Raw genomic sequence first — 22,879 nt, 5'->3', positions numbered from 1 at the left:
CACCTGACCGCTCCTTTCGATTCATCGGCACCGGCGAATCTCCAGTGGAACGGTATTTCCTCGCTCTCCCATCTGAGGAAGCGCCGTTCCCGGACACGAGGAGAAGAGCCATGGGAACCATCCAGATTGACAACCTCTCGCGAGAGTTTGCGAAGACGGCGGCGGTCGATTCCGTCACCCTCACCGTCGATGACGGTGACTTCCTCGTGCTGCTCGGCCCGAGCGGATGCGGCAAGACGACATTGCTGCGCATGATCGCCGGCCTGCTCGAGCCGACGAGCGGCCGCCTCCTTCTCGACGGGCGCGACATCACTGCCGAACCGTCGAAGAAGCGGGACCTGGCGATGGTCTTCCAGAGCTACGCGCTCTACCCCCACCTCAGCGTCGCGCGAAACCTGGGCTTTCCGCTGCGGGTCGCCGGCGTCGATAAAGCTGCCATCCGTGAGCGCGTCAGCGAGGTTGCCCGCATGCTCGAGATCGACCACCTCTTGCAGCGCAAGCCGAAGGAGCTCAGCGGCGGCCAACGCCAGCGCGTCGCGGTCGGTCGCGCCCTTGTGCGCAACCCCCGTGCCTTCCTGATGGACGAACCGCTCTCCAACCTGGATGCGAAGCTGCGTACGGCCACTCGTCACGAGCTGACCAGCCTGCACCGCCGGCTCGGCGCCACATTTGTCTACGTCACGCACGACCAGGTCGAGGCGATGACTATGGCTACGAAGATCGCCGTGCTCAACAAGGGTCGCCTCGAGCAGGTCGGCACCCCGGAAGAGGTCTACGATCGCCCGGCATCCGTGTTCGTGGCCGGGTTCCTCGGCAGCCCGGCCATGAATCTGCGAAATGTCGACGTGACCGCGACGTCCGGCATGGTGCGTCTCGGTGCCGTCGGCCTCGACGCCGTGCTCTGGGAGGGCGATGTCGCACCATTCGAAGCGGTCCTCGGCGTCAGACCGGAACACCTCACCCCGGTTGCGCCCGCCGCAGCGGTGACAGCGGCGACCGGGCTGACGATCACCGGCACCGTCGACATCATCGAGAACCTCGGCAGCGAGGAGATCGTCTACGTCCGCGTCGGCGAAGACCGCGTGGCCGCACGGGTTCCCCGTACCGGCGCCGTCGCCGCCGGCTCCGAGATCGTGCTCCGCGCCGCCGTCGAACACGTGCACCTCTTCGACGCCGTCACCGGTCGCCGCCTCGAGTGGCGCGCGGATGCCGCACCGGCGCAGGGCGGGACCGCGCTCCCCGCCGACGCCCTCGCCACCGTCTGACCCTCACCACCACACCACCCACCACATCACCTACACCCCAAGGAGTTCTCCACCATGCGTCTTCGCCGATCCCTGAGCGTCCTGGCCGTCCTGACGGCCGGAACTCTCGCATTCACCGGCTGCGCCTCCGCGGCCACAGACACCGCTGGCACGGCATCCGGCACCGTCCCCGAGCTGGCCGCCGACCAGAAGGTCAGCATCGTCTTCGAGACCTACAACCTGCTGCAGGCCGGCCCCTGGACCGACACCGTCAACAGCCTCGTTGCCGATTTCATGGCCGAGCACCCGAACATCACAGTCACCGCGCAGCCCACCCAGGGCGACAGCGGCAATACGGTCGGAAGCGTGCAGACCCAGATGCTGGCCGGGGCGGCACCGGATGTCGCTCAGATCACCTTCGACGCCCTCGACTTCACCGTCAACGAGCTCGGTGCCCAGCCCCTGGAGAAACTCGTCGGTTCGGAGGCCATCCAGGAGCACCTCGGCGGCGAGTACCCGTTCCACGAGCGCGCGGCCACCCTGGCCGACTGGGACGGCGTGACCTACGGCATGCCGTACGTCTTCTCCACCCCGGTGCTGTTCTACAACGCAACGGCGCTGGAGGCCGCGGGCGTCCCGGCCGATGTCGACCTGTCGACCTGGGATGCCGTCGCCGACGTCGCCCGCACCGTCACCGCGAAGACGGGCAAGCCCGCGTTGACCCTGTCGTGCGCGGTCAAGGGCGGCAACTGGTGCATGCAGGGCATCATCCGCTCGAACGACGGACGCGTGCTCAGCGAGGACCGCAGCACGATCGAGTTCGGCGAGGAGAACGCCGTCGGCGCCATCCAGGAGCTGCGCGAACTGTTCGACGAGGGGGTCCTCGCCAACCAGGACTCGCTGGCCCAGATGGAAGGCTTCGCCCGCGGCGACTCGGTGATGCAGCTGCAGACCTCCGCACTTCAGGGCATGTACATGGGCGCCGCGCAGGCGGGCGGCTGGGAACTGAAGAACACCGGCATGCCCGCATTCGGCGACCAGCCCGTCGTCCCGACGAACTCCGGCTCGGCCCTGTTCACCTTCAGCACCGACCCGGCGAAGCAGCGCGCATCCTGGGAGTTCATCAGCTTCATGACGAGCGCCCACGCCTACGAGACGATCACGAGCACCATCGGCTACCTGCCGCTGCGCAACACCATGACTGAGGGCGACGGGCCGCTCGCCGAGTGGGCCGCCGGCAACCCGCTGGTCGCTCCCAACCTCGCCCAGCTCGACAACCTCGAGCCGTGGGTGTCGTACCCGGGCAACAGCTATGTGCAGGTCGACGACATCCTGGCGACCGCAATCGAAGAGTCCGTCTTCTACGGCAAGGACCCGGCGAAGACTCTCGGCGCCGCGCAGGAGCGCGCCCAGGAGCTGATCAGCAAGTGAGCGCAGAACAGATGATCACGCCCGCGGCCGCAAACGGCCACTCCCCGATTCGCGTCCCCGGAACGTACAACCTGCGTGACGCCGGCGGCTACCCGGCCACCGACGGGCAGCTCCGCTGGGGCAAGCTCTTCCGGTCGGACGGCCTGCACAGGCTGACCGCTGAGGGCCAGGAGATGCTCCGCGACCTCCGGATCGGACTCGTCGTCGACCTCCGCGACACATCCGAACAGGGTCGCGATCCCAGTCGCCTTGACGGTGTCGGGGCCGAGGTGGTGAACGCGCCGATCTTCGAGGGCGCCGACCCCCAGACGATGGCCACGGCAGACGTCACCCTGGCCGGCATCTATGACTCCATCATCGACAGCTTCGGCGCCAACGTCGTTCGAGCGATCGAGCTGATCGCCCGCTCCGCCGACACGCCCGTCCTCGTGCACTGCACGGCGGGGAAGGACCGCACCGGCCTCGTCATCGCACTGGCCCAGCTCGCCGCCGGTGTCTCTCGCCGCGATGTCGTTGCCGACTATGCGGCGACGGAGGAGAACCTGCGCGGCGAATGGGTGGAGACCATTCGCGGCCAGATGCTGGCGCACGGTATCCCAGACAGCGCGGAGCTCAACACCATCATGAGCGCCAGCCCGCCCGAGCTGCTCGAAACGCTGCTCGACCGGATCGACAGGGAACACGGGTCCGCCGCGGAGTACCTGCTGGCCGAAGGGCTCAGCGCCGACGACCTGCAGGCGCTCCGCCTGACGCTCATCCGCGACACCACCACCGACATCTCTGCAACCGATAACTCTGCAACCGACACCTCTGAGGAGAACGCAGCATGAACGCATTTCAGGGCCAGTTTCCGGCCGCCGACCACTTCATCCTCCACCTGAGCGACACGCACTTCGTCGAGACCGGTGACCTGCTCCACGACAGCATCGACAGCGACGCCAACCTGGTGCAGCTGTTCGAGGGCTTCGCGAAGTCCGGCGCCCGACCGGAAGCCATCGTGTTCACGGGCGACCTCGCCGATGCCGGGCAGGCCAACGCATACGCCCGCCTCCGCGCCATCGTCGAGCCTGCGGCCGCGGCCCTCGGTGCCGAGGTGGTCTGGGTCATCGGCAACCACGACGAACGCGGCGCGTTCCGGGTGGGCCTGCTCGACGAACCGGCCGACACCGACCCGATCGACCGTGTCTTCGACATCAACGGCCTGCGGATCATCTCGCTTGACTCGACGGTTCCGGGGCAACACTACGGTGAGATCAGCGACGCTCAACTCGACTGGCTGCGCGACGTACTCGCCACTCCGGCTCCCGACGGGACGCTCATTGCGATGCACCACCCGCCCGTGCCGAGCCCGCTCGGGCTGCTCGCCCTCGTGGAGCTGCGTGACCAGCACCGTCTCGCCGAGGTGATCGAGGGCACGGATGTCCGCGGCATCCTCGGGGGGCACCTGCACTACTCGACGAACAGCACCTTCGCCGGCGTGCCGGTGTCCGTCGCTTCGGCCACCTGCTACACCCAGGACCTGCAGGTTGAGTACCCGGCGGCCCGCGGCCAGAACGGCGGACAGTCGTACAACCTCGTGCACGTGTACAGCGACCGCCTGCTGCACTCCGTGGTGCCGATCGGCTCGTTCCCCACGGTCTACGAGATGTCGGCGGAGATGCTGACCGCGTTCATGCAGATGAGCGCAGACGAACAGCTCGCCCTCGTCAACGCATCGACCGAGGCGTAGGCATGTTCGTTCCGTCCGTGGCGGGTGCGCCGGCTCCTGCCGACGCCACCCGCCCCGGGCGGCCGCGGCGTAAGCTGCGGCTCGCCCCGTATCTCTACCTGATTCCCGCCGTCATCCTGCTCGTCACCTGGACGTACAAGCCCCTGGTCGAGAGCTTCTGGCTGTCGTTCTTCGACTGGAACCTCATCCCGACCAGCCCGAAGAGCTTTGTCGGCACCGAGAACTACACGACGGTGCTCACCTTGCCGGAGCTGCACCAGGCGCTGCTCAACACGGGTGTCTACATTCTTGCGTTCCTCGTCTTCTCCCTCCTCCTCCCGGTCGCCATCGCGCTTCTCGCCCGCCGGGTGAAGGGCCGGGCGAAGACGGTCTATCAGGCCCTGATCTTCATTCCGTTCCTCCTCACCCCGGTCGCTACGAGCGCCATCTGGCGCTGGCTGTTCGCACCGGAAGGCGGCACCATCCCCACCATCGCTGCGACTTTCGGCTGGGACATGGGCAACGTCTTCCGCGACCCGGCACTGTCGATCTGGGCCGTGATCGTGATCGTCGGCTGGCAGATGCTCGGCTTCGGTGTGCTCGTCATCTCGGCAGGGCTCGCCGGCATCAACCCGGACTACTCGGCAGCCGCGGCCCTCGACGGTGCCAGCACTCGACAGATCACCTGGAAGATCATCGTCCCCCTGCTCTCGCCGAGCCTGGTCTTCATGGGGTTGATGACCGTTCTGCTCTCCGCCCAGTGGACGTACCCGATCATCGACATCGTCACGCAGGGCGGCCCGAGCGGGTCATCCACCAACATCTACTACCTGCTCTACCAGTTCGGCTTCCGCAACTTCGATGCCGGACTCGCAGCGGCGGCCGGCACGCTGTTCTTCGTCGGATTCGGGCTGATCGCCCTGATCTTCGTCGAGCTGACCGAGCGACTGAGCTTCCACGACAACTAGGCGGACCTCATGGCATTTGCAACGATCGACACCACTCTTCCCATTCAGCCAACCCGCGCCTCGGCTCCGACCGGCGGCGCGGCATCCGCTGCGACGCGCAGCAAGGCAAACGACGAACCCGTCGCGACGCGCTCGCTTCCGCGCCTGGTGGTCGGCCACGTGCTGCTCATCGTGCTCGCGCTGTTCAGCGTTTTCCCCGTGTACTGGATGTTCGCGACAGCCTTCCGCGCACCAGAGGATGCGCTCTCCCAAAACGTCATCCCCTGGCCGCTCAGCCTGGAGAATTTCAGCTACGTGGTCGACGCGATCCCGATCATGGGCATGCTCGCGAACACCTTCGGGATGGCGCTGGTGCTTGCGGTGGCCCAGCTGTTCGTCGCGTTGCTCGCCTCGTACGGATTCGCCATGTGGGACTTCCCGGGCAAGAAGGTGTTGTTCCTCGTGTTCGTCGGATCGTGGCTGGTGCCCTTCCAAGTCACCATGATCCCGAACTACGTGCTCGTCTCGCAGATGGGACTGCTCAACACGATCGCCGGCGTCGTGGTGCCGAACCTGTGCTCAGCCTTCGCCGTGATGCTCATGCGCCAGCACATGGAGTCCTTCCCGAGGGAACTGCTGGACGCGAGCCAGATGGATGGCCGGTCCAGCTGGGGTACGCTCTGGCTGGTCGTCGTTCCGAACCTGAAGCCGGCGCTCGCCGCACTCGGCATCATGCTGTTCATCTCCGCTTGGAACGAGTACCTCTGGCCGACCCTGATCCTGCAGAACTCGGACGCCCTGATCCAGGTGGGTATACGCAGCTTCCTCGGGACGGAGGGCAACAACTGGGGTGCGGTGATGGCGGCATCCGGCCTGGCCTGCCTGCCGATCTTCCTGATCTACATCTTCCTGCAGCGGTACGTCGTCGACGCCTTCGTGCGCTCCGGCCTCAAATAGTGGAATGTGCGCGCCGCGCGGGTCTGGCGTGCGGCGCGCAGCCCGACGATAATCGGGGTCGACAGCGTCAGAACAGAAAGGTCGATCATGTCAGTGATACTCAACCCTTACCTGAACTTCCGCGACACCGCGCGAGAGGCGATGGAGTTCTACAAGACCGTCTTCGGCGGCGAGCTCACGCTCAACACCTTCGGCGAGCTGATGGGCGGGGACCAAGCGGGCAGTGTGGATCCGGGCGACGTCGACAAGATCATGCACGGTCAGCTCGACGGCGACAACGGCGTCACTCTGATGGGCTCGGACGTTCCGAAGCACATGGACCCGGGCGGTGACATCGTCAACGCCACGTCGATCTCGCTGAGCGGCGACGACGATGCCGTGCTGCGCGGCTACTGGGAGAAGCTCAGCGATGGCGGAGAGGTACAGCAGCCGCTTGTCACCGCACCGTGGGGCGACAGCTTCGGCATGTGCGCCGACCGCTACGGCGTCAACTGGATGGTGAACATCTCGGGCTCTGGCCCCGCATAGATCACGATCACGGCGCACGTCGCGCGGGGCAGGCTGATGCGGCCCCGCGCTCAGCCGTGACGCGTAAAGTCGGAGCATGCGCCTCTTCCTCATCCGCCACGGTCAGACCCCATCCAACGTGATCGGCGCGTTGGACACCAGCGTGCCCGGCCCCGGACTCACCGCGCTCGGCCACGAGCAGGCCGCCGCGGTCGGTGAGCTGCTCGCGCGGGAACCGATCGGGGCGGTGTACGCCTCCAGCCAGCACCGTGCGCAGCAGACGGCTGCGCCGCTGGCCGGGCACCGCCAGCTCGACATCATCGTGCGGGACGGGCTCCGCGAGGTGGCAGCCGGCGAACTCGAGATGCTCACCGACTGGCCGTCGGTGCACGAGTACCTCGAGACCTGCATGGCCTGGGCGGCCGGCGACCTCGACCTGCGGATGCGCGGCGGCGAGAGCGGCCACGAGGCCTTCGGCCGTTTCGATGCGGTGATCGAGGAGATCGTCGGCGGCGGGCATGAGAGCGCCGCTCTGGTCAGTCACGGCGCGATGTTGCGCGCGTGGGCGGGCTACGCGGTGCGCAATCTCGACGTCGAGTTCGTCACGGCGCGCCCGCTCACCAACACGGGCGTCGTCGTCATCGACGGCGACGGCACGCACTGGCACGCCGAGTCCTGGCTCGGAGCGGCCGTGACGGTGGAACCGGATGAGGCTCGCTTCGACGGTGCAGCCGGCGAGCCGCTTGCCCCCGCGAGCCAGGGCTGAGCCGGTGCCAGAGCGCAAACCGACGCCAGAGCGCAGCCCGATGATCGACGACGGCGCCCGCTGCCCGTGCCTGAGCGGCGAGAGCTACGCGGACTGCTGCGGTCGGCTGCACCGTGGCGAGGCGGATGCCGCCACCGCCGAGCAGCTGATGCGCTCACGCTTCTCGGCCTTCGCGGTCGGCGACGTGCCCTATCTGCTGCGCAGCTGGCACAGTGGCACCCGGCCGGCCGAGCTCGAACTCGACGCAGGACTCCGCTGGTACCGGCTCGACATCGACGGCTCCAGCCGCGGCGGCATGCTGGATTCCGAGGGCACCGTCGAGTTCACGGCCTACTACCGGGACGAGGAGGGCCGGGGCTCGCAGCACGAGAACAGCCGCTTCGTGCGCGAGGACGGCCGCTGGGTGTACCTGGACTGAGCCGGCCGCGCGCTGCCGCCCTGCTCGATCGCGACGCGCACGGCATCCGTCGCCATATCACGCCGGTCGAAGCACACTCCAAGCAAGCCGCAAGCTGGCTCTGCCACGATGAAGCATCATGTCAGACCGTCCAGACGCGTTACAGCTGCCCCCCGATCTCGAAGAACTCTCCCGCATTCGGCACGAGTTCGAGGGCCTGATGCTGCGCTACAAGTTCGGCATCGACGAGATGATGACGAAGCTGAACATCCTCAAGGAAGAGTTCAGCTACCGCGACGACTACAGCCCGATCGAGCACGTCTCCTCGCGTCTGAAGAGCCCGGAGAGCATCCTCGCCAAGGCCGTGCGCAAGGGCCTGGAGCCGACCGTCGAGCAGATCGCTGAACACATCCACGATGTCGCGGGCATCCGGGTGACCTGCAGCTTCATCTCGGATGCGTACCGCATCTTCGACATGCTCACCACGCAGGCGGACGTGACCGTGCTGCGGGTGCGTGACTACATCGCCCAGCCGAAGAAGAACGGCTACCAGAGCCTGCACGTGCTCATCGAGGTGCCGGTGTTCCTCTCGCAGCAGGTGCACAGGGTCAAGGTCGAGGTGCAGATCCGCACCATCGCGATGGACTTCTGGGCGAGCCTCGAGCACAAGATCTACTACAAGTACGACGGGGACGTGCCGGACTCCCTGCTCGGCGAACTGCGCGATGCCGCCGCGACGGCGAGCCGGCTCGACGTGACGATGGAGCGGTTGCACGACGACGTCAAGGCGCTGGATGCCGGCACCGAGCGCTACATCGACCCGCTCGCCGTCGGCTCCCTCGAACTGCCGGACACCCTGCTGCGCACCTTCTGGCCGGCGGATGCCGCGCCTGTGCCAGCGCCGGACGAACTGCCGCGTCCGAACATCAGCGAGGCCTGAGCCCGGCTGGCCCGCACACCTGACGCGCCGCCCGTGCGTTGGCCGAGCATGCCGCTCGCGGCCGGGTGGTCCCGGTCAGGAACTCAGGCAGGGCGCCCAGTCCGTTGCGGAGATACCCGCGATGACGGGGCGCCGAGAATCGCGGCGCCCCGACTGCCTGAGTTGCTGACAGGCACCTCGGATCAGGGGGAGACCGGGGCGGCGGGAACCGGCGGGGCGGCGGGAACCGGCTGCGAGGCGAAGACGTTGAGGCCGAGCGTCGTGGAGAGGTAGGCCGTCGCGAGGGTTCCGCGCACGCTGTTGCCGGCGTCATCCAGTGGCGGGGAGAAGCTCGCGAGCCCGCCCTTGCCCGGAATCACCGTGATAATGCCGCCGCTGACCCCGCTCTTGGCCGGGAGACCCACCTCGTAGAGCCATTCGCCTGAGCGCTCGTAGAGGCCGGCCGTCGCGAGCACTGCGAGGGTGCGCTTGCAGGAGTCCTCGTCGATCACGCGCTCCTGCGTGATCGGGTTGACGCCGCCGTCGGCGAGCGTCGCGCTCATCACGGCGAGGTCCTCCGTGGTCACGAGCAGCGAGCACTGCCTGGTGTAGATGTCGGTCGCCTCGATCGGGTCGCTGTAGATGCGGCCGTAGCCCTCGAGCAACCGGGCGATGCCCTCGTTGCGGGCGTTGCTGTGCGACTCGGAGGCGTAGACCTCCTCGTCAACGGCGAGTTCGCGCCCGGCGAAGCGGGAGAGACCGGCGCGGACGAACTCCCATTTGGCCGCGGCATCCGCCCCGGGAACCAGGCTGGTCGTCGCGATGGCCCCGGCGTTGACCATCGGGTTCGCCGTGCGTCCCGGATTCAGCTCGACGGCGAGCACCGAGTCGAACGGCAGCCCGGAGTTGTTGACGCCGAGCAGTTCCCTGACCTTTTCGTGGCCGAGCTCGTTCGCCATTAGCGCGAACACGAACGGCTTCGAGATGCTCTGGATGGTGAAGGCGACGCCGGCGTCGCCGACCGAGTGCCGTGCCCCGTGCACGCCGACGATGCTGAGTCCGAACTGGGCGGGATCGGAGGAGGCGAGCGCGGGGATGTAGTCGGCGACGGCGCCGTCTTCGACCCCGGCGAAGCGGGCGTGCGCCTCGTCGAGCAGCCGGATGACGAGATCGGCCTCCGGGAGGGTGCCGGTCGAGATCCGCGGCGTCTGCGCGGCCGCCGCACTGAGCGCACCGGCAGCCTGGCCGAGCGGCGTCGTTGAGGTGGCCATCATGCACCCACCGTGGTGCGCATCGTCAGCACCGGCGTGCCATCGATGTCGGCGAGCTCAAGGGCGACCGTCACCGCGCCCAGCTCGGCGAGGGAGCGCGCGTGGGTTCCGCCGCAGGGGATCCGCACGGTGCCATCCGGCAGCTCGCACACCCAGTGGCGACGGTCGCTCAGCCGTGGGCCCTCCGCGTCGATGTGGATCCCGCCTGGCCCACCCGTCCACTCGGCGAGCGTCGCGTTGATCGCGGCGCCGATCTCCGGCAACGCGTCGGCCAGGCCCTCGGCGTCGAATCCCTTGCGGCGCAGCGACTTGTTCAGCCGATACGTGTCGACGGAGCCGAACTCGCCGATGCGCGAGCTCTCGATCGCGATGCCGTCGAAGTCGGGGCTGCCGAGGCCGTCCGCCCGCACCTCCTTGCTCCAGCGGCCGGCCACCGCGCGGTTCAGCGCGAGCGCGGCGAGGTGGCATCCGCTGTGCCCGAGCGAGAGGGCACGACGGTACTCGGCGTCGACGACGAGCTCGACGCGCTCACCCTCCGCGAGGCCGCTCACGTCCTCGACGATGTGGGCGACGACGAACGCCCAACCCGGCGTGCCAGGGCGCACGGGGATGTCGCCGCCGAGGAGCAGCAGCGTGCCGTCGGTGGCGGCCACAACGCAGTCGAGGACCGGCCGGGCCTGCGACGGGTCTGCGGATGCCGCCGGCTGCAGCACCGCGCGATCGGCACCCTGATCGGGCCAGGCCGCGTCCACGGGGTGGCAGCTCGTGGTGTCGAGCAGCACGGCCCAGCGCTGGCCGCCGTCGGCCGCGGGGGACAGCGCCTCACGGTGCAGCACGACACCGGTGTTGCCGGTGTCACCGCGGGGGTAGCTCACGATGGTGTCCGTGCCGCTCAGTTTGCCGGCGTCAATCGGATCGGTGTCGCTCGTGTCGGGCTGGGGAAGAGTCATGCATCCATTCTGTCGCCCGGCGAAGCGCCCGTACACGGTGGAACGAGAAAGCCGGGTGCGTTCCTTACCCGAAAAGGTGCACACCCGGCTCTGCAAGGGCGCGGCTGCACGCCGCGCCGCACCGCCGTCAATCCGGCTGAACAACCGCGAGGATGTTGCCTGACGGATCGGTGAACCAGGCGATGGCCGGGCCGCGCGGGTCGCGGGCGATTCCCCGGTCATCTTGCTCGAAGCCCTCGTAGCGGAGGGTGCTCACGCCCGCGGCGGCGAGCTCATCGACGGCCGTGTCGATGTCGGTGGCGACGAAGTTGAGGATCGTGAAGACGGCCGGCTCATGATCGGGCTTGCCGTAGACGAATACACTGCTCGGTGCCGTCTCGGCGTCGCCGGGCAGATCGAGGCGCAGCCCGCCCCGGTCATCCGCCACCGTCAGACCGAGTGTGTCGGAGTAGAACGTGCGAGCCTGCTCGACGTCGCGAACGGCGAAACCACTGAATGCCCCCACTGCATGCATACCCATGCGCACAGCAAAGCACCCCCGAACGGGGGCCGCAAGCGTTTGTCGGGCGATTCCCAGCGGGATCTCGGCCGGCACACGGCAACGCATCCGGCGTCGGCCCGTCGGGCCGGGCGCCTCAGAACTTGTCGGCGCGGGAACGGTTGAGCTTGACCGGCAGCGCCATGAGCGGGCCGACGAAGCGCCGTGGCAGCGCGCGCACCGGGCCCCACACGGCCTGCACGAGGTACTGCCCGAGGATGGCGCCGGCCGCCAGCGCCACGGCGACGGAGGCGGCGGCCAGCATCGACAACACGCCGTCCAGCGAACCCTCAGAGAGCTGCATCAGGCCGGTGAAGAGGATGAGCCCCGGCACGAGTGGCACGAGCCCGGAGACGACGATGACGAGCGGCGGCACCCGCACCAGCCGCGCCATGAGCGCGGCGAGGAGGCCGACGGCGAGGGCGGCGATGGCGGCGCCGAACACCGTGCCGATCATGGTGTCCAGTGCCAGCACGTAGACGAGTTCGGCGACGGCGCCGAGCACGCAGGCCGCCCACACGGCGCGCACGGGCAGCTGCACCGCGAGGGCGAAGCCGAGCACGATCAACACGGATGCCGCCAGCTGCACGGGCAGGTTGCCGAAGCCGGTCGCCGACGACGGGTTGATCTCGAGCATCAGCCCGAACCGGGCCACAAGCAGCGATGACGCCCCGACACCGGCGACCAGTCCGCCGGTGACGAACATCGCCTCGACGAAGCGGGCGGTCCCGGTGACGTAGAAGCCGGAGAGGGCGTCGTGCACCGCGCCGAAGGTGGTGACGCCGGCGAGCAGCATGATGATCGTCGCCACGACGATGAGAGTGGTGTTCGCCGTCGGGTCGATGGAGTGCACCGCGGCCGCGACGAGCGGGCCGACCGCGCCGCCGGCCAGCGTCTGAAAGAAGACGGGGACGCGACGGTTCGCGAGTGCGCTGGTCAGGTAGTCGATGAACATCGTCGCGAGCAGGGCCGCGACGGCCACGATCCAGTTGCCGCCGATCAGGAACGCGGCGCCGGCGCCGACGAGGCTCCAGCCGAAGCGCCGGAGCATCCGTGGGTAGAGCGCCGGGGCGCTGACGATGCGGGCGATCGCGCGCCTGGCCTCCGGGACCTCGAGGGGATTCTCGACCAACTCGGCGATGAGGTTCGACACGCGGGTCAGGGTGAAGTAGTCGAGGGTGCGGTAGCGCACGTTGCGGCTGCGGCTGATGGTCTCGTGCGTCGACGGGTTCTCGTGGCTGAGCTCGATCACGGAGTACGTCACGTCGGCGTCGACGTTGCGCACACCATAGGCACGCGTGATGGCCAGCACAGCCGAGACGACGTCCTCGGCGCCGGCGCCGTTGCTGAACATCACCTCGGCGAGCCGCATGGCGATGTCCAGGACGGAGCGCGTGTAATCGGCGGCCTCGGTGGAGGAGAGGCCGGCGGTTCCTATCGAAACGGACATGATCGCAGGGTAACCCGACTACGCTTCGCCGAGCGACCGCGGGGCGGCGGCGGCGCGGGCGCGTGTCGCGACCTTGAACCAGGTGGAGTCGGGAATGCGGGCCAGGAACGGGCCGACGATGACGGTGATGAGCACGTAGGCGGTGGCGAGCGGCGCCAGCTGGGGCTCGATTCCGGCGCTGACGGCGAGCCCGGCGATGACGATGGAGAACTCCCCGCGCGGGGTCAGCGCCAAGCCGGCACGCCAGCGCCCCGGCTCGGCGATGCCGGCGCGTTTGGCGGCGAGGTAGCCGGTGAGCACCTTTGTCGCCATGGTGACGACGGCCAGGATCAGGGCGGGCAGGATCACGGCAGGCAGCTTGGTGGCATCCGTGACGAGCCCGAAGAACACGAAGAACACGGCGGCGAAGAGGTCGCGGAGCGGCGTGAGCACCTGGCTGGCGTTGTGGGCGACCCTGCCGGAGAGGGCGATGCCGACGAGGAAGGCGCCGACGGCCGCCGAGACGTTGACCTGCGCCGAGAGACCGGCCACGAGCATGGTGAGGCCGAGCACACCGAGGAGCAGCGGCTCGGCGTGGTCCGGCGTGAAGATGCGGGAGACGACGTGGCCGTGCCTGAGCGCGACGAAGAGGATGACGGTGACCGCGGCGACCGCGATCGCCACGGTCACGGCGCCCTGCAGCAGGCTGACACCGATCACGAGCGCGGAGAGCACCGGCAGGTAGAAGGCCATCGCCAGGTCCTCGATCACGAGGATCGCGAGGATCACCGGCGTCTCGCGGTTGGCCAGGCGACCGAGGTCGCGCAGCACCTTGGCGATCACCCCGGAGGAGGAGACCCAGGTGATGCCGGCCAGCGCGACGGCGGCGGCCGGCCCCCAGCCCAGCAGCAGGGCGAAGATCGCCCCTGGCAGGGCGTTGAGGGCGGCGTCGAGCAGCCCGGCCATGCGGGAGTGTTTGAGGTTGGTGAAGAGCTCGGATGCCGTGTATTCCAGGCCGAGCAGCGCGAGCAGCAGGATCACGCCGATGTCGGCGCCGATCTTGAAGAACTCGGTGCTCGCCTCGAGGGCGAGCAGGCCGCCGTTGCCGAATGCGAGCCCGGCGATGAGATAGAGCGGGATCGGCGAGATGCCGATGCGCAGCGCGAGGCGCCCGAGCAGACTCATGCCGAGAAGGAGCGCGCCGACCTCAATCAGGATCAGCGTGTTCTCGTGCACGGCGCTGGCCTAGTCTGGGCCGTTGGCGATGAGGCGGCTGACCGCGTCGAGGCCCTGACGAGTGCCGACGGCGACGATCACGTCGCCTGGGCGAAGGATCTCGTCGGGTGTCGGGGAGGGGAGCACGACCTTGTCGCGCACGATGGCGACGATCGACACGCGCGTGCGGGTGCGGGTCTTCGTGTCACCGAGCGGGCGGTTGAGGTAGGGGGAGTCGATGGGCAGCTCGAGCTGTTCGGTGAACAGGCCGACCGCGGCGTCGCTCAGATTGGTGAGACGGCTGAGCATCACCGAGGTGCCGAGCACATCGGCCAGGGCGGCGGCCTCGTCGTCGGTCATCGGGATGCTGTCCCGGCAGGCATCCGGGTCCGCCACGTCGAAGAGCGCCAGATCGCGCTCGCCGTCGCGGTGCGAAACCACGCTGATGCGGCGACCGCTCTCGGTCACCAAATCGTGTCGGACGCCGATCCCCGGCAGCTCGACCTTCTCAATGCGTACACCCACTCGTTCAGTGTAGTTCTGCCGGCGGCCATGCGGCGCGAGGCAGACACACCGTTGGCTGAGCCTCCCCGTCGGTTGAGCCTCCCCGTCGGTTGAGCTTGTCGAAACCTGAAGGCTCCGTTGGTCGAGTAGGCCGTCTACAGCCGTATCGAGACCGAGGTCCGTGCGAACCCCGTCGGTTGAGCTTGTCGAAACCCCTGCGACGGATTTCGACAAGCTCAATCAACGGGAGTGGGCTCGCTCAACGGGAGTGGGCTCGCTCAACGGGAGTGGGCTAGCTGAACGGGAGTGATGGCCCAAACAACGGGAGTGTGTTCGCTCGCTGGGAGTGGGGGCTCAGCCGACGGGGTCGATCGGGCCGAGCCACGCGTTGGCGACCGTGCTGTGCGCCGACTCCGCGTCAGAGGGGTGGAAGATGCCGGCGAGCACATCGCGGTAGAGCCGGCCGAGCTCATTGCCGGCGAAGTAGCTGCCGCCGCCGGAGACGCGCAGCGCCTGGTCGACGACGTGCCTCGCCGTCTCGGTCGCCCGCACCTTGATGCCGACGAGCTTCGGGAACCACTGGGCGCCGTGGTCGGCCTGGGCGTCGACGTCGCCGGCGATCGCGTCGAGCTGGGGGTAGATCGCGTCCTGGGCGATGGCGGCATCCGCGATGCGCCAGCGGATGTCGGGATCCTGGGCGAGGCTGCGGCCGTCGTTCTTCATCGAGGTGCGCCGGTGCGCGGATTCGACGGCCAGCTCGAGCGCCCGCTTGCCGACGCCGGTGTACACGGCGGCGAGGAGGATCTCGAAGTTGGCGAAGATCGCGAAGATGAGCGGGTCGGCGTTTGGACCGGGATCGAGGCGGCGCACGACGCGGTCCGGGCGGGCCAGTGCGCCGTCGAGGAGCGTCGTCTGGCTCTGGCTGGCGCGCATGCCGAGCGTGTCCCAGTCGTCCTTGTTGCTGACGCCATCGCCGCGCTCGACGAAACCGTAGACGAGCTTCGGGCCGTCGGCCGACTCACTGTCGAGGCCCATGGTGCCGAGCCGGGTCCACGCGGGGGAGAGGCTCGTGAAGACCTTCGTGCCGCTGAAGCGGTAGCCGCCGTCCGGCTGCGGGACGGCCCGGCTGCGGGAGCCGAAGAGCATGAGGTCATTGCCGGCCTCGCTGATGCCGAAGCCGAACACCTCGCCTGCGCCGGCCTCGGCCAGGAGGAAGTCGAGGGAGTCGTCGCCGCGTTCGTGCAGCGCCTTCGCGACGCCCGTCCAGACCAGGTGCATGTTCACGGCGAGGGCCGTGGCCGGGGCCGCGGATCCCAGCCGGGTCTGCTCGCGGGCGACCTCGCGGAGGCTGAGCCCCAGGCCGCCGAAGCGCTCTGGAACGAGGGCGCGCAGGTAGCCGGCGGCCGTGAGCTCCTCGAAGTCCTCGCTGAAGAACTCGTTGCGTCTGTCGTAGCCGTCCGCCCGCGCGTGGATGCGCGCGAGGAGTTCCTCGCTCAGAACCGTGCGGGGTTCGGGGATTGTCCGGATGCCGTTCGCTGCTGCGTCTGAAGCCACGGACTCAGCCTAGGCCGGATGCCGTGGTCGCGGCATCCGTCCGGGCGCTACTGCTGGACGTCCTCGGTCTCGGCGGCGGCGGTGGGATCGGCCACGGGCCCCGCCAGCAGCGCCGCGTCGCGCTCCGCGGCACGGCGCCGGGAGGCTCGGCGTGCGGCGGCGACGACCGCGAGGACGACCGCGGCGATCACGGCGAGCAGCAGCAGCCAGGGCAGCAGCACACCGAGCACGACGATGAAGCCGCCGAGGAAGGCGAGCAGGCTGTTCCACCCGGCGAGCAGGCCGTCCCAGAAGTTGTCAGGGTCGCCCTGTGCGACGATCCCCTCCGACACGAAGTCGACGGAGATTGTGGAGTAGTCGATCTGGTCGTCGAGGTAGTCGCGCTGGGCGGTGAGCGAGTCCAGCTCGGCCTGTCTGCTCGAGAGGGCCGATTCGATCGCGATCAGATCGGCCGTGTTCGCCGCAGACGCCATGAGCACGAGGAGGCGGTCGACGGAGGTCTGCAGCGCGGCGATGCGCGCCTCGACGTCCTGCTTCTGCTGGGTCACATCGGAGGCGTTTAACGAGACGGTGTTGACGACGCCGAGGTGCTTGATCTTGTCGAGCACCGTGTCCAGCTGCTCGGCCGGAACCCGGATGACGAGGGTGGCATGAGCCGGTTGGGTCTCGGTGGCCGGCTGCTCGCTGCGGTTGTCGATGCGTCCGCCGGCCCCGGCGACGAGCTTGATCGCGTCATCCGCTGCACCGATCGGGTCTGTCGCCGTCAGCGAGACCGTGCCAGTGGTGATCACAGCACGATCGGTGACCGCGCCTGGCACGAAGCCGCCCGCGTCGACGGCGCCGTTCTGCACGGTTCCGTCCTGCATCGGCGCGATCTCGCCGACCGATCCATCGGAGATGGAGCCGCCGGAGTCCGATCCCGTCGTCATTCCCGAGGAGCAACCGGCGAGCAGCAGGGCCGCGAGAACGAGGGCCGGAACGGTGAATGCGCGCTTCATGGCACAACCCTACGTCAGCGTTTTCGCCCAAACTGGCGCGGATCTACCAGTCTGATCACGTTCGGATACCAGCTCGATCACGGCTTGGTCTCGACGCGATAACGGATCGGTCAGACGGGCCATCCATAATGGGGTCATGTCATGGACGTCGACGCTCGGTGAACGCCTGAAACGGCTGGTGCGCCCGCGCCCGCGGGTGCCCGTCCTGCATGTCGCCTCGGATGTCGGCAGCGGCCCGACCGTCGTGCTCGTGCACGGCATCGCCTCGTCATCCGTCACCTTCCACCACCTCGTGCCCCTGTTGGAGCAGCACTTCCGCTGCGTGTCCATCGACATCCTCGGATTCGGGCGATCGCCGGCACCGGAGACGGCCGAGTACACACTCGACGAGCACGTGGCTGCGCTGCACGCCACGATCAAGGCGAACCGCCTGCGCGGTCCGCTCATCATCGTCGGGCACTCGCTCGGCGCGCTGATCAGCGCCCGCTTCGCCGCGGAGCACCCGCAGCTGGTCGAGCACCTCGTGCTCGTCTCGCCACCGGTGTACCTCTCGCCGAGCAGCCTCGGCGACAAACGGGCGCGACTCGAGCACGACCTGTACCTGCGCGCATATGACTACCTGCGCACCAACAAGGAGTTCACGCTGGCGAACGCGCGCATCATCGCGCGCCTGCTGCCCATCAAGGGCGTGTTCGAGCTCGACGAGGTGCGCTGGACGCCGTTCGTGAAGTCGATGCAGAACTGCATCGAGAACCAGACGGTCATCTCAGACCTCACCAGGGTGAACGCGCCGATCGACGTCGTCTACGGCGCGCTGGACCAGTTCATCCCGCGCGGCGGCCTCGACATCGTCGCGAGAATGCGGGGCGTCACCATGCACAGGGTCGAGGTGAACGCGCACGTGATCCGGCGCCGGCTGGCGCGCGTCGTCGCCGAGGTGCTCGCGGCCGATGTGCCGGCGGTTGAGCTGGCGCTCGACGACGCCGTCCTCGATGCCCCGCCGCCGCCGCCCTAGGCTGGGGGCATGGAGCAACGAACGCTTGGCCGTACGGGCCGGACTGTGTCAGTGATCGGCCTCGGAACCTGGCAGTTGGGCGCCGACTGGGGAGACGTGAGCGTCGAGGACGCGACGGCGGTGCTCGCGGCATCCGTCGACGCCGGTGTCACCTTCTTCGACACGGCCGACGTCTACGGCGACGGCCGCAGCGAGAGCGTGATCGGTGCCTTCCTGCGGGAGCGGCCCGGCCACGACATCACGGTCGCCACGAAGATGGGCCGCAGGGCCGAGCAGCTGCGCGAGAACTACGTGCTCGCGAACTTCCGCGAGTGGACGGACCGCTCGCGTAAGAACCTCGGCGTCGACACCCTCGACCTGGTGCAGCTGCACTGCCCGCCGTCCGACGTCGTCACGAGCGACGAGGTCTACGACGCGCTCGACACCCTCGTCGCCGATGGCGTCATGGCGGCATACGGCCTGAGCGTGGAGACGAGCGAGCAGGCGCTCGCCGCCATCGCCCGCCCGCACGTCGCGACGATCCAGATCATCCTGAACGCCTTCCGGTTGAAGCCGCTCGACGCGGTGCTGGGGGCGGCGGCGGATGCCGGCGTCGGCATCATCGCCCGGGTGCCGCTCGCGTCCGGGCTGCTCAGCGGCAAGTACACGGCGGCGACACGGTTCGCGGCGGACGACCACCGCAGCTACAACCGCGACGGCAGCCACTTCGACGTCGGCGAGACGTTCTCCGGTGTGGACTGGGAGACGGGTCTGGCCGCCGCGGCCGAGTTCGCGGCGCTGGCCGAGACGGCCGCTCCCGGGGTTCCGGTGGCCGAGGTCGCGCTGGCCTGGGTCGCGCAGCAGCCGGGCGTCAGCAGTGTCATCCCGGGTGCGCGCTCGCCGCAGCAGGCCGTCGCCAACGCGGCAGCGGGCTCGCTGCCGCCCCTCGGCGATGAGTTCTTCTCCGGCGTGCGGGCGCTCTACGACGCACGGCTGCGCGCCGACATCCACCCCCGCTGGTGATCTCGGTTCCAGGCGCATCCTGTTCGTAACGCAGGCAGAACGCGCGAGTCGGTCCCGATACGAGCGATTCAGCCCCCGGTTCTGCAGGTCTGCCTGAGTTACGCGCGGCCTCTGACAGACAGGGCGCCGCAGCGGGAGACGGCGAGCCGGAGCGGGGGCCGGGCTAGTCGACGAGGTCGGGGTTGCTGCCTGAGCGCTCCGCGGCGTCGAGCCCGGCGATGACGGCGAGCTCGGCGGCATCCAGCTCGAAGTCGAACACGTCGGCGTTGGCGCGCAGTCGCTCGGCGCTCAGCGACTTCGGAATGACAACATTCCCGAGCTGCAGGTGCCAGCGGATCACCACCTGCGCCGCGCTCTTGCCGTGCCGCTCACCGATGGCGCCGAGCACGGGATCGCCGATGGCGCGGCCCCTGGCCAGCGGCGACCACGCCTCGGTCACGATGCCGAGCTCGGCGTGCAGGGCGCGCAGCTCGGCCTGTTGCAGCCACGGCTGCAGCTCGATCTGGTTGACGGCCGGCACGACGCCACTGTCGTCGATGATGCGCTCCAGGTGGGGCCGGTGGAAGTTGGAGACGCCGATCGACGTGGCCCGCCCCTCCTCGCGCAGCCGCACGAGGGCGCGCCAGGTCTCGACGTAGCGGTTCTGCGCCGGCACCGGCCAGTGGATCAGGTAGAGGTCGACCCGGTCGAGGCCGAGCGCGTCGAGACTCGCGTCGAAAGCCCGCAGCGTCTCATCGAAGCCGTGCTCCGTGTTCCACACCTTCGTGGTGACGAACAGCTCGGAGCGATCGAGCCCTGCCTGATCGCTCAGGGCCTCGCGGATGCCGCGGCCGACGCCCCGCTCGTTGCCGTACAGCGCCGCGGTGTCGATGTGCCGGTAGCCGGCGTCGAGCGCGCTGCCGATCACGGCGGGGGTGTCGGCATCCGGAATCTTGTAGGTTCCGACGCCGAGCACCGGAATGCGCGCGCCGTCGTTCAACTTGAGTGTCGTGCTCAGATCCATGCCATCAACTCTGCCAGCTACTCGGGCAGCGCGGCCGTCGCGTAGTGCGGCTGGCGGCGCGGGATGAAGAGCGTCAGCACGATGCCGATCAGGCCGGCTGCGGCCGAGATCGCGAAGCTCAACTGGAAGCCCTGCGTGCTCGGCGTGGTGAGGTCGCCGACGGTGACGAGGTTCGTGGCGAGCACGAGTCCGATCACGGCGCTCGCCGCGGTGGAGCCGAGGGTGCGCATGACGGAGTTGAGGCCGTTGGACGCGGCCGTCTCCGTGGCCGGAACGGCGCCCATGATGAGCGTCGGCATCGCCGCATAGGCGAAGCCGACACCGAACCCGATCGCCGTCGCCACCAGCACCGTGTGCCACACCTCGGTCATCAGCAGGATCGCGAGGCCGTAGCCGATGGCGATGATGGTGATGCCGAGCAGCAGGCTGATGCGCGCGCCGCGCGCGGCGGTCAGCCGGGCGGCGGTACCGGACATCGCCCACATGATCAGGCCGCTCGGCATCAGGCAGAGGCTGGCCACGAGCATGCTCTGGCCGATCCCGACCCCTGTGCCCGTCGGCGTCTCGAGCAGCATCGGCAGCGCGACGGCGCTGGAGAAGAAGGCGAAGCCGACCATTACAGAGGCGAGATTGGTCAGCAGCACGGTGCGCCGGGTGGCGACCCGGATGTCGATCAGCGGATGCGGCGTGCGCAGCTCGTAGAACATCCACAGGGCCAGCACCACGAGGCCGGCGGCGCCGAGCCCGAGTGTGAGCGGACTCGTCCAGCCCCACTCGTTGCCCTTGGTCACCGCCAACAGGATGCCGGAGAGCGCGATGGCCAGGCCGACCGCGCCTGGCAGGTCGAAGCGTCCGCCCGTGCGCAGCGTGCTGACCGGAACGAAGGTGTAGACCAGCACGAAGCCGATCGCGCCGAGGGCGCCGGAGACCCAGAACAGCATGTGCCAGTCGAGGTACTGCGAGATGAGGGCCGAGATCGGCAGGCCGACGGCGCCACCGATGCCGAGGGTGGCGCTGACCAGGGCGACCGCCTTGCCGAGCCGGTCGCGGTGCAGCACATCGCGCAGCACGCTGATGCCGAGCGGGATGACGCCGATGCCGGCGCCCTGCATTGCGCGGCCGATCACGAGCGGGATCAGCGTCGAGGCGAACGCGGCGATCACGGATCCGAGCACGAGGCTCGCCAGGAGCACCAGGATGATGCGGCGTTTGCCGTAGAGGTCGCCGAGGCTGCCGCCGATCGGGGTGAAGATCGCCGCGGAGAGGAGCGTCGCCGTCACGGCCCACATCGCGTCGGTGCTGGAGATCGGGCCGCCGGTGCCGCTCAGCAGGTGCGGCAGCTCTGGCAGCAGCGGCGTCATCAGCGTCATCATGAACGAGGCGACGAGCCCGGTGAAGGCGAGCGCGAAGACGATGGCCGAATCCGGCGTGCGCTTGCTCAGCTCGCGGCGCTCCGCCTCGCTCAGCCAGGGCGTGTCTGGGTCTCCTGGCGCCGCTGCAGCTGGCTCACCCACGTCTGGACGCTCGGCGTCACCGGGAGGAGCTGAGGAGGTGTCGCGTGACATGGAGCCCTTCGATGTGGCCCGCTGTCTGCGGTGCCCACGTGTGCAACGCTCACGGTGTGCCCGCGCATTCCCGGAGGAAGACGGATGCCGGGCCATGGCCCTTCGAGGCGGCGGAGCCGCTAGCGTTGAAGCAGAGGCTGTTGCGCAAGCTGCCGCAGCAGCCACAAGCATGAGGAGAGACGATGAGCGCACCGTCGTGGACGCTGATCGTCCCGGTGCGCCGTGCCGACACCGCGAAGAGCCGCCTCGCCGATGTCACGCCGGAGCTGGCACGGGCGATCGCCGTTGACACGATCGTCGCGGCCTCGCGCGCGCCTGGCGTCGCCGCGCTGCTCGTCGTCACCGACGACCCGGAGCTCGAGCAGGTGCTCGCGCCGCTCGTCGGCCAGGGCGACGCGGAGCTGCGCGTGCTGCAACAGGGCAGCGTCGAGGGGCTCAATCCATCGATTCGGCTCGGCATCCGCGCGGCTGAGGACGACGGCCGCGCGCTCGCCGTGGTGCTCGGCGACCTGCCGGCGCTGCGTCCGGCCGAGCTCGGCAGCGCGCTCACGGCGGCGAGCGCGTTCCCGCGTGCGGTGGTCGCCGACCATCTCGGCACTGGCACGACACTGCTCACCGCGCTCCCGAGCGCGATCGCGCACCTCGAACCGGCCTTCGGCGCCGACTCCTTCGCGCGGCACGTCCGTGCCGGTCACGCGGCGCTCGAGCTCGGCCCCGACTCGACCGTGCGCGCCGACGTCGACACCCGGGCAGACCTGGAGCGCGCAGAACGCCTCGGCCTCGGGCAACACACGAGCCGCGCCCTCGCCGCGCCGCCGCTCCCGTCGCACGCCGCCTGAGCGCGCCCTCCTTTCACGCCGGCTGAGCGCGCCCTCCTTTCACGCCGGCTGAGTGAGGAACGAGCGAAGCCCTGAGCGTGTGAGCGGATGCCGCCGCTGCGGCGTCCGCGGCTCCGAAAC

The 22,879-nt window shown here is 69.0% G+C and carries 23 protein-coding genes; 13 read left to right on the top strand and 10 right to left on the bottom strand.

From position 1 onward, the window contains the following. Nucleotides 1–110: 110 nt before the first annotated feature. The 10 genes from EV379_RS12045 (at nucleotide 111) to EV379_RS12000 (ending at nucleotide 8,897) form a co-directional block, all read left to right on the top strand. A complete protein-coding gene (locus tag EV379_RS12045; protein WP_130506343.1) occupies nucleotides 111–1,265 on the top strand; it encodes an ABC transporter ATP-binding protein in 1,155 nt (384 codons plus the stop codon). Nucleotides 1,266–1,319: 54 nt separating this feature from the next. Beyond that, nucleotides 1,320–2,675, top strand: a complete 1,356-nt coding sequence (locus tag EV379_RS12040; protein WP_130506342.1) for an extracellular solute-binding protein — start codon at nucleotides 1,320–1,322, stop codon at nucleotides 2,673–2,675. Further along, nucleotides 2,672–3,505 (top strand): tyrosine-protein phosphatase, encoded by an 834-nt coding sequence (locus EV379_RS12035; protein WP_130506341.1) that lies wholly within the window; start codon nucleotides 2,672–2,674, stop codon nucleotides 3,503–3,505. Before EV379_RS12040 ends, EV379_RS12035 begins: the two co-directional genes overlap by 4 nt. Further along, entirely contained in the window at nucleotides 3,502–4,404 is a 903-nt protein-coding gene (locus tag EV379_RS12030) for a phosphodiesterase (RefSeq protein WP_130506340.1), read from the top strand. Before EV379_RS12035 ends, EV379_RS12030 begins: the two co-directional genes overlap by 4 nt. A 2-nt stretch (nucleotides 4,405–4,406) precedes the next feature. Beyond that, entirely contained in the window at nucleotides 4,407–5,351 is a 945-nt protein-coding gene (locus tag EV379_RS12025) for a carbohydrate ABC transporter permease (protein WP_130506339.1), read from the top strand. A gap of 9 nt (nucleotides 5,352–5,360) precedes the next feature. Continuing rightward, nucleotides 5,361–6,287 carry a carbohydrate ABC transporter permease gene (locus tag EV379_RS12020; RefSeq protein ID WP_130506338.1) on the top strand — a complete coding sequence of 309 codons (927 nt, stop codon included), beginning with the start codon at nucleotides 5,361–5,363 and terminating at the stop codon, nucleotides 6,285–6,287. An 87-nt stretch (nucleotides 6,288–6,374) separates the two neighbouring features. Beyond that, nucleotides 6,375–6,815 carry a VOC family protein gene (locus EV379_RS12015; protein WP_130506337.1) on the top strand — a complete coding sequence of 147 codons (441 nt, stop codon included), beginning with the start codon at nucleotides 6,375–6,377 and terminating at the stop codon, nucleotides 6,813–6,815. 76 nt (nucleotides 6,816–6,891) lie between these two features. Next, nucleotides 6,892–7,560: a histidine phosphatase family protein gene (locus EV379_RS12010; protein ID WP_130506336.1), complete on the top strand. Its 669-nt coding sequence runs from the start codon at nucleotides 6,892–6,894 to the stop codon at nucleotides 7,558–7,560. Between the two features lie 40 nt (nucleotides 7,561–7,600). Beyond that, complete coding sequence (locus EV379_RS12005; protein ID WP_130507455.1) at nucleotides 7,601–7,978, top strand: YchJ family protein; 378 nt, start codon at nucleotides 7,601–7,603, stop codon at nucleotides 7,976–7,978. Between the two features lie 118 nt (nucleotides 7,979–8,096). Further along, nucleotides 8,097–8,897 carry a GTP pyrophosphokinase gene (locus EV379_RS12000; RefSeq protein WP_130506335.1) on the top strand — a complete coding sequence of 267 codons (801 nt, stop codon included), beginning with the start codon at nucleotides 8,097–8,099 and terminating at the stop codon, nucleotides 8,895–8,897. 182 nt (nucleotides 8,898–9,079) lie between these two features. Here the strand turns inward: EV379_RS12000 and glsA are convergent, their stop codons facing one another. The 8 genes from glsA to EV379_RS11960 all read right to left on the bottom strand — a co-directional run bounded on the left by glsA (nucleotide 9,080) and on the right by EV379_RS11960 (nucleotide 17,335). Beyond that, the gene (gene glsA, locus EV379_RS11995; protein WP_242616356.1) at nucleotides 9,080–10,150 is read right to left on the bottom strand and encodes a glutaminase A; all 1,071 of its coding nucleotides are present in this window, start codon (nucleotides 10,148–10,150) and stop codon (nucleotides 9,080–9,082) included. After that, a complete protein-coding gene (locus tag EV379_RS11990) occupies nucleotides 10,147–11,097 on the bottom strand; it encodes an alanyl-tRNA editing protein (RefSeq protein WP_242616355.1) in 951 nt (316 codons plus the stop codon). The genes glsA and EV379_RS11990 overlap by 4 nt, the downstream gene beginning before the upstream one ends. 127 nt (nucleotides 11,098–11,224) lie before the next feature. Further along, a complete protein-coding gene (locus EV379_RS11985; protein WP_130506334.1) occupies nucleotides 11,225–11,617 on the bottom strand; it encodes a VOC family protein in 393 nt (130 codons plus the stop codon). Between the two features lie 115 nt (nucleotides 11,618–11,732). Beyond that, on the bottom strand, nucleotides 11,733–13,085 hold the full coding sequence (locus EV379_RS11980) for a threonine/serine exporter family protein (protein WP_130506333.1): 1,353 nt from the start codon (nucleotides 13,083–13,085) through the stop codon (nucleotides 11,733–11,735). A gap of 18 nt (nucleotides 13,086–13,103) precedes the next feature. Continuing rightward, nucleotides 13,104–14,300, bottom strand: coding sequence for a cation:proton antiporter (locus EV379_RS11975; protein WP_130506332.1), 1,197 nt, complete (start codon nucleotides 14,298–14,300; stop codon nucleotides 13,104–13,106). A 9-nt stretch (nucleotides 14,301–14,309) separates the two neighbouring features. Continuing rightward, the gene (locus EV379_RS11970) at nucleotides 14,310–14,804 is read right to left on the bottom strand and encodes a cation:proton antiporter regulatory subunit (protein WP_130506331.1); all 495 of its coding nucleotides are present in this window, start codon (nucleotides 14,802–14,804) and stop codon (nucleotides 14,310–14,312) included. Between the two features lie 333 nt (nucleotides 14,805–15,137). Further along, nucleotides 15,138–16,337 (bottom strand): acyl-CoA dehydrogenase family protein, encoded by a 1,200-nt coding sequence (locus tag EV379_RS11965; RefSeq protein WP_242616354.1) that lies wholly within the window; start codon nucleotides 16,335–16,337, stop codon nucleotides 15,138–15,140. A 47-nt stretch (nucleotides 16,338–16,384) separates the two neighbouring features. Continuing rightward, nucleotides 16,385–17,335, bottom strand: coding sequence for a DUF4349 domain-containing protein (locus tag EV379_RS11960; protein ID WP_130506330.1), 951 nt, complete (start codon nucleotides 17,333–17,335; stop codon nucleotides 16,385–16,387). Between the two features lie 136 nt (nucleotides 17,336–17,471). On the opposite strand from EV379_RS11960, the gene EV379_RS11955 reads away from it, so the two are divergent. Then, a complete protein-coding gene (locus EV379_RS11955; protein ID WP_130506329.1) occupies nucleotides 17,472–18,350 on the top strand; it encodes an alpha/beta fold hydrolase in 879 nt (292 codons plus the stop codon). Nucleotides 18,351–18,359: 9 nt separating this feature from the next. Next, the gene (locus tag EV379_RS11950) at nucleotides 18,360–19,352 is read left to right on the top strand and encodes an aldo/keto reductase (RefSeq protein ID WP_130506328.1); all 993 of its coding nucleotides are present in this window, start codon (nucleotides 18,360–18,362) and stop codon (nucleotides 19,350–19,352) included. A gap of 163 nt (nucleotides 19,353–19,515) precedes the next feature. Here EV379_RS11950 and EV379_RS11945 read toward each other — a convergent pair whose 3' ends face one another. Beyond that, nucleotides 19,516–20,355, bottom strand: a complete 840-nt coding sequence (locus tag EV379_RS11945; protein WP_130506327.1) for an aldo/keto reductase — start codon at nucleotides 20,353–20,355, stop codon at nucleotides 19,516–19,518. 17 nt (nucleotides 20,356–20,372) lie between these two features. Beyond that, on the bottom strand, nucleotides 20,373–21,869 hold the full coding sequence (locus tag EV379_RS11940) for an MFS transporter (RefSeq protein WP_242616353.1): 1,497 nt from the start codon (nucleotides 21,867–21,869) through the stop codon (nucleotides 20,373–20,375). Between the two features lie 233 nt (nucleotides 21,870–22,102). Here EV379_RS11940 and cofC point away from each other — a divergent pair, with 233 nt between their 5' ends. Then, a complete protein-coding gene (gene cofC / locus EV379_RS11935) occupies nucleotides 22,103–22,759 on the top strand; it encodes a 2-phospho-L-lactate guanylyltransferase (RefSeq protein ID WP_130506325.1) in 657 nt (218 codons plus the stop codon). Nucleotides 22,760–22,879: the final 120 nt, after the last annotated feature.

This window comes from Microterricola gilva (assembly GCF_004217495.1).
GTDB classification, from domain to species: domain Bacteria; phylum Actinomycetota; class Actinomycetes; order Actinomycetales; family Microbacteriaceae; genus Microterricola; species Microterricola gilva.
This window is presented reverse-complemented; position numbering and strand designations above follow the sequence as displayed.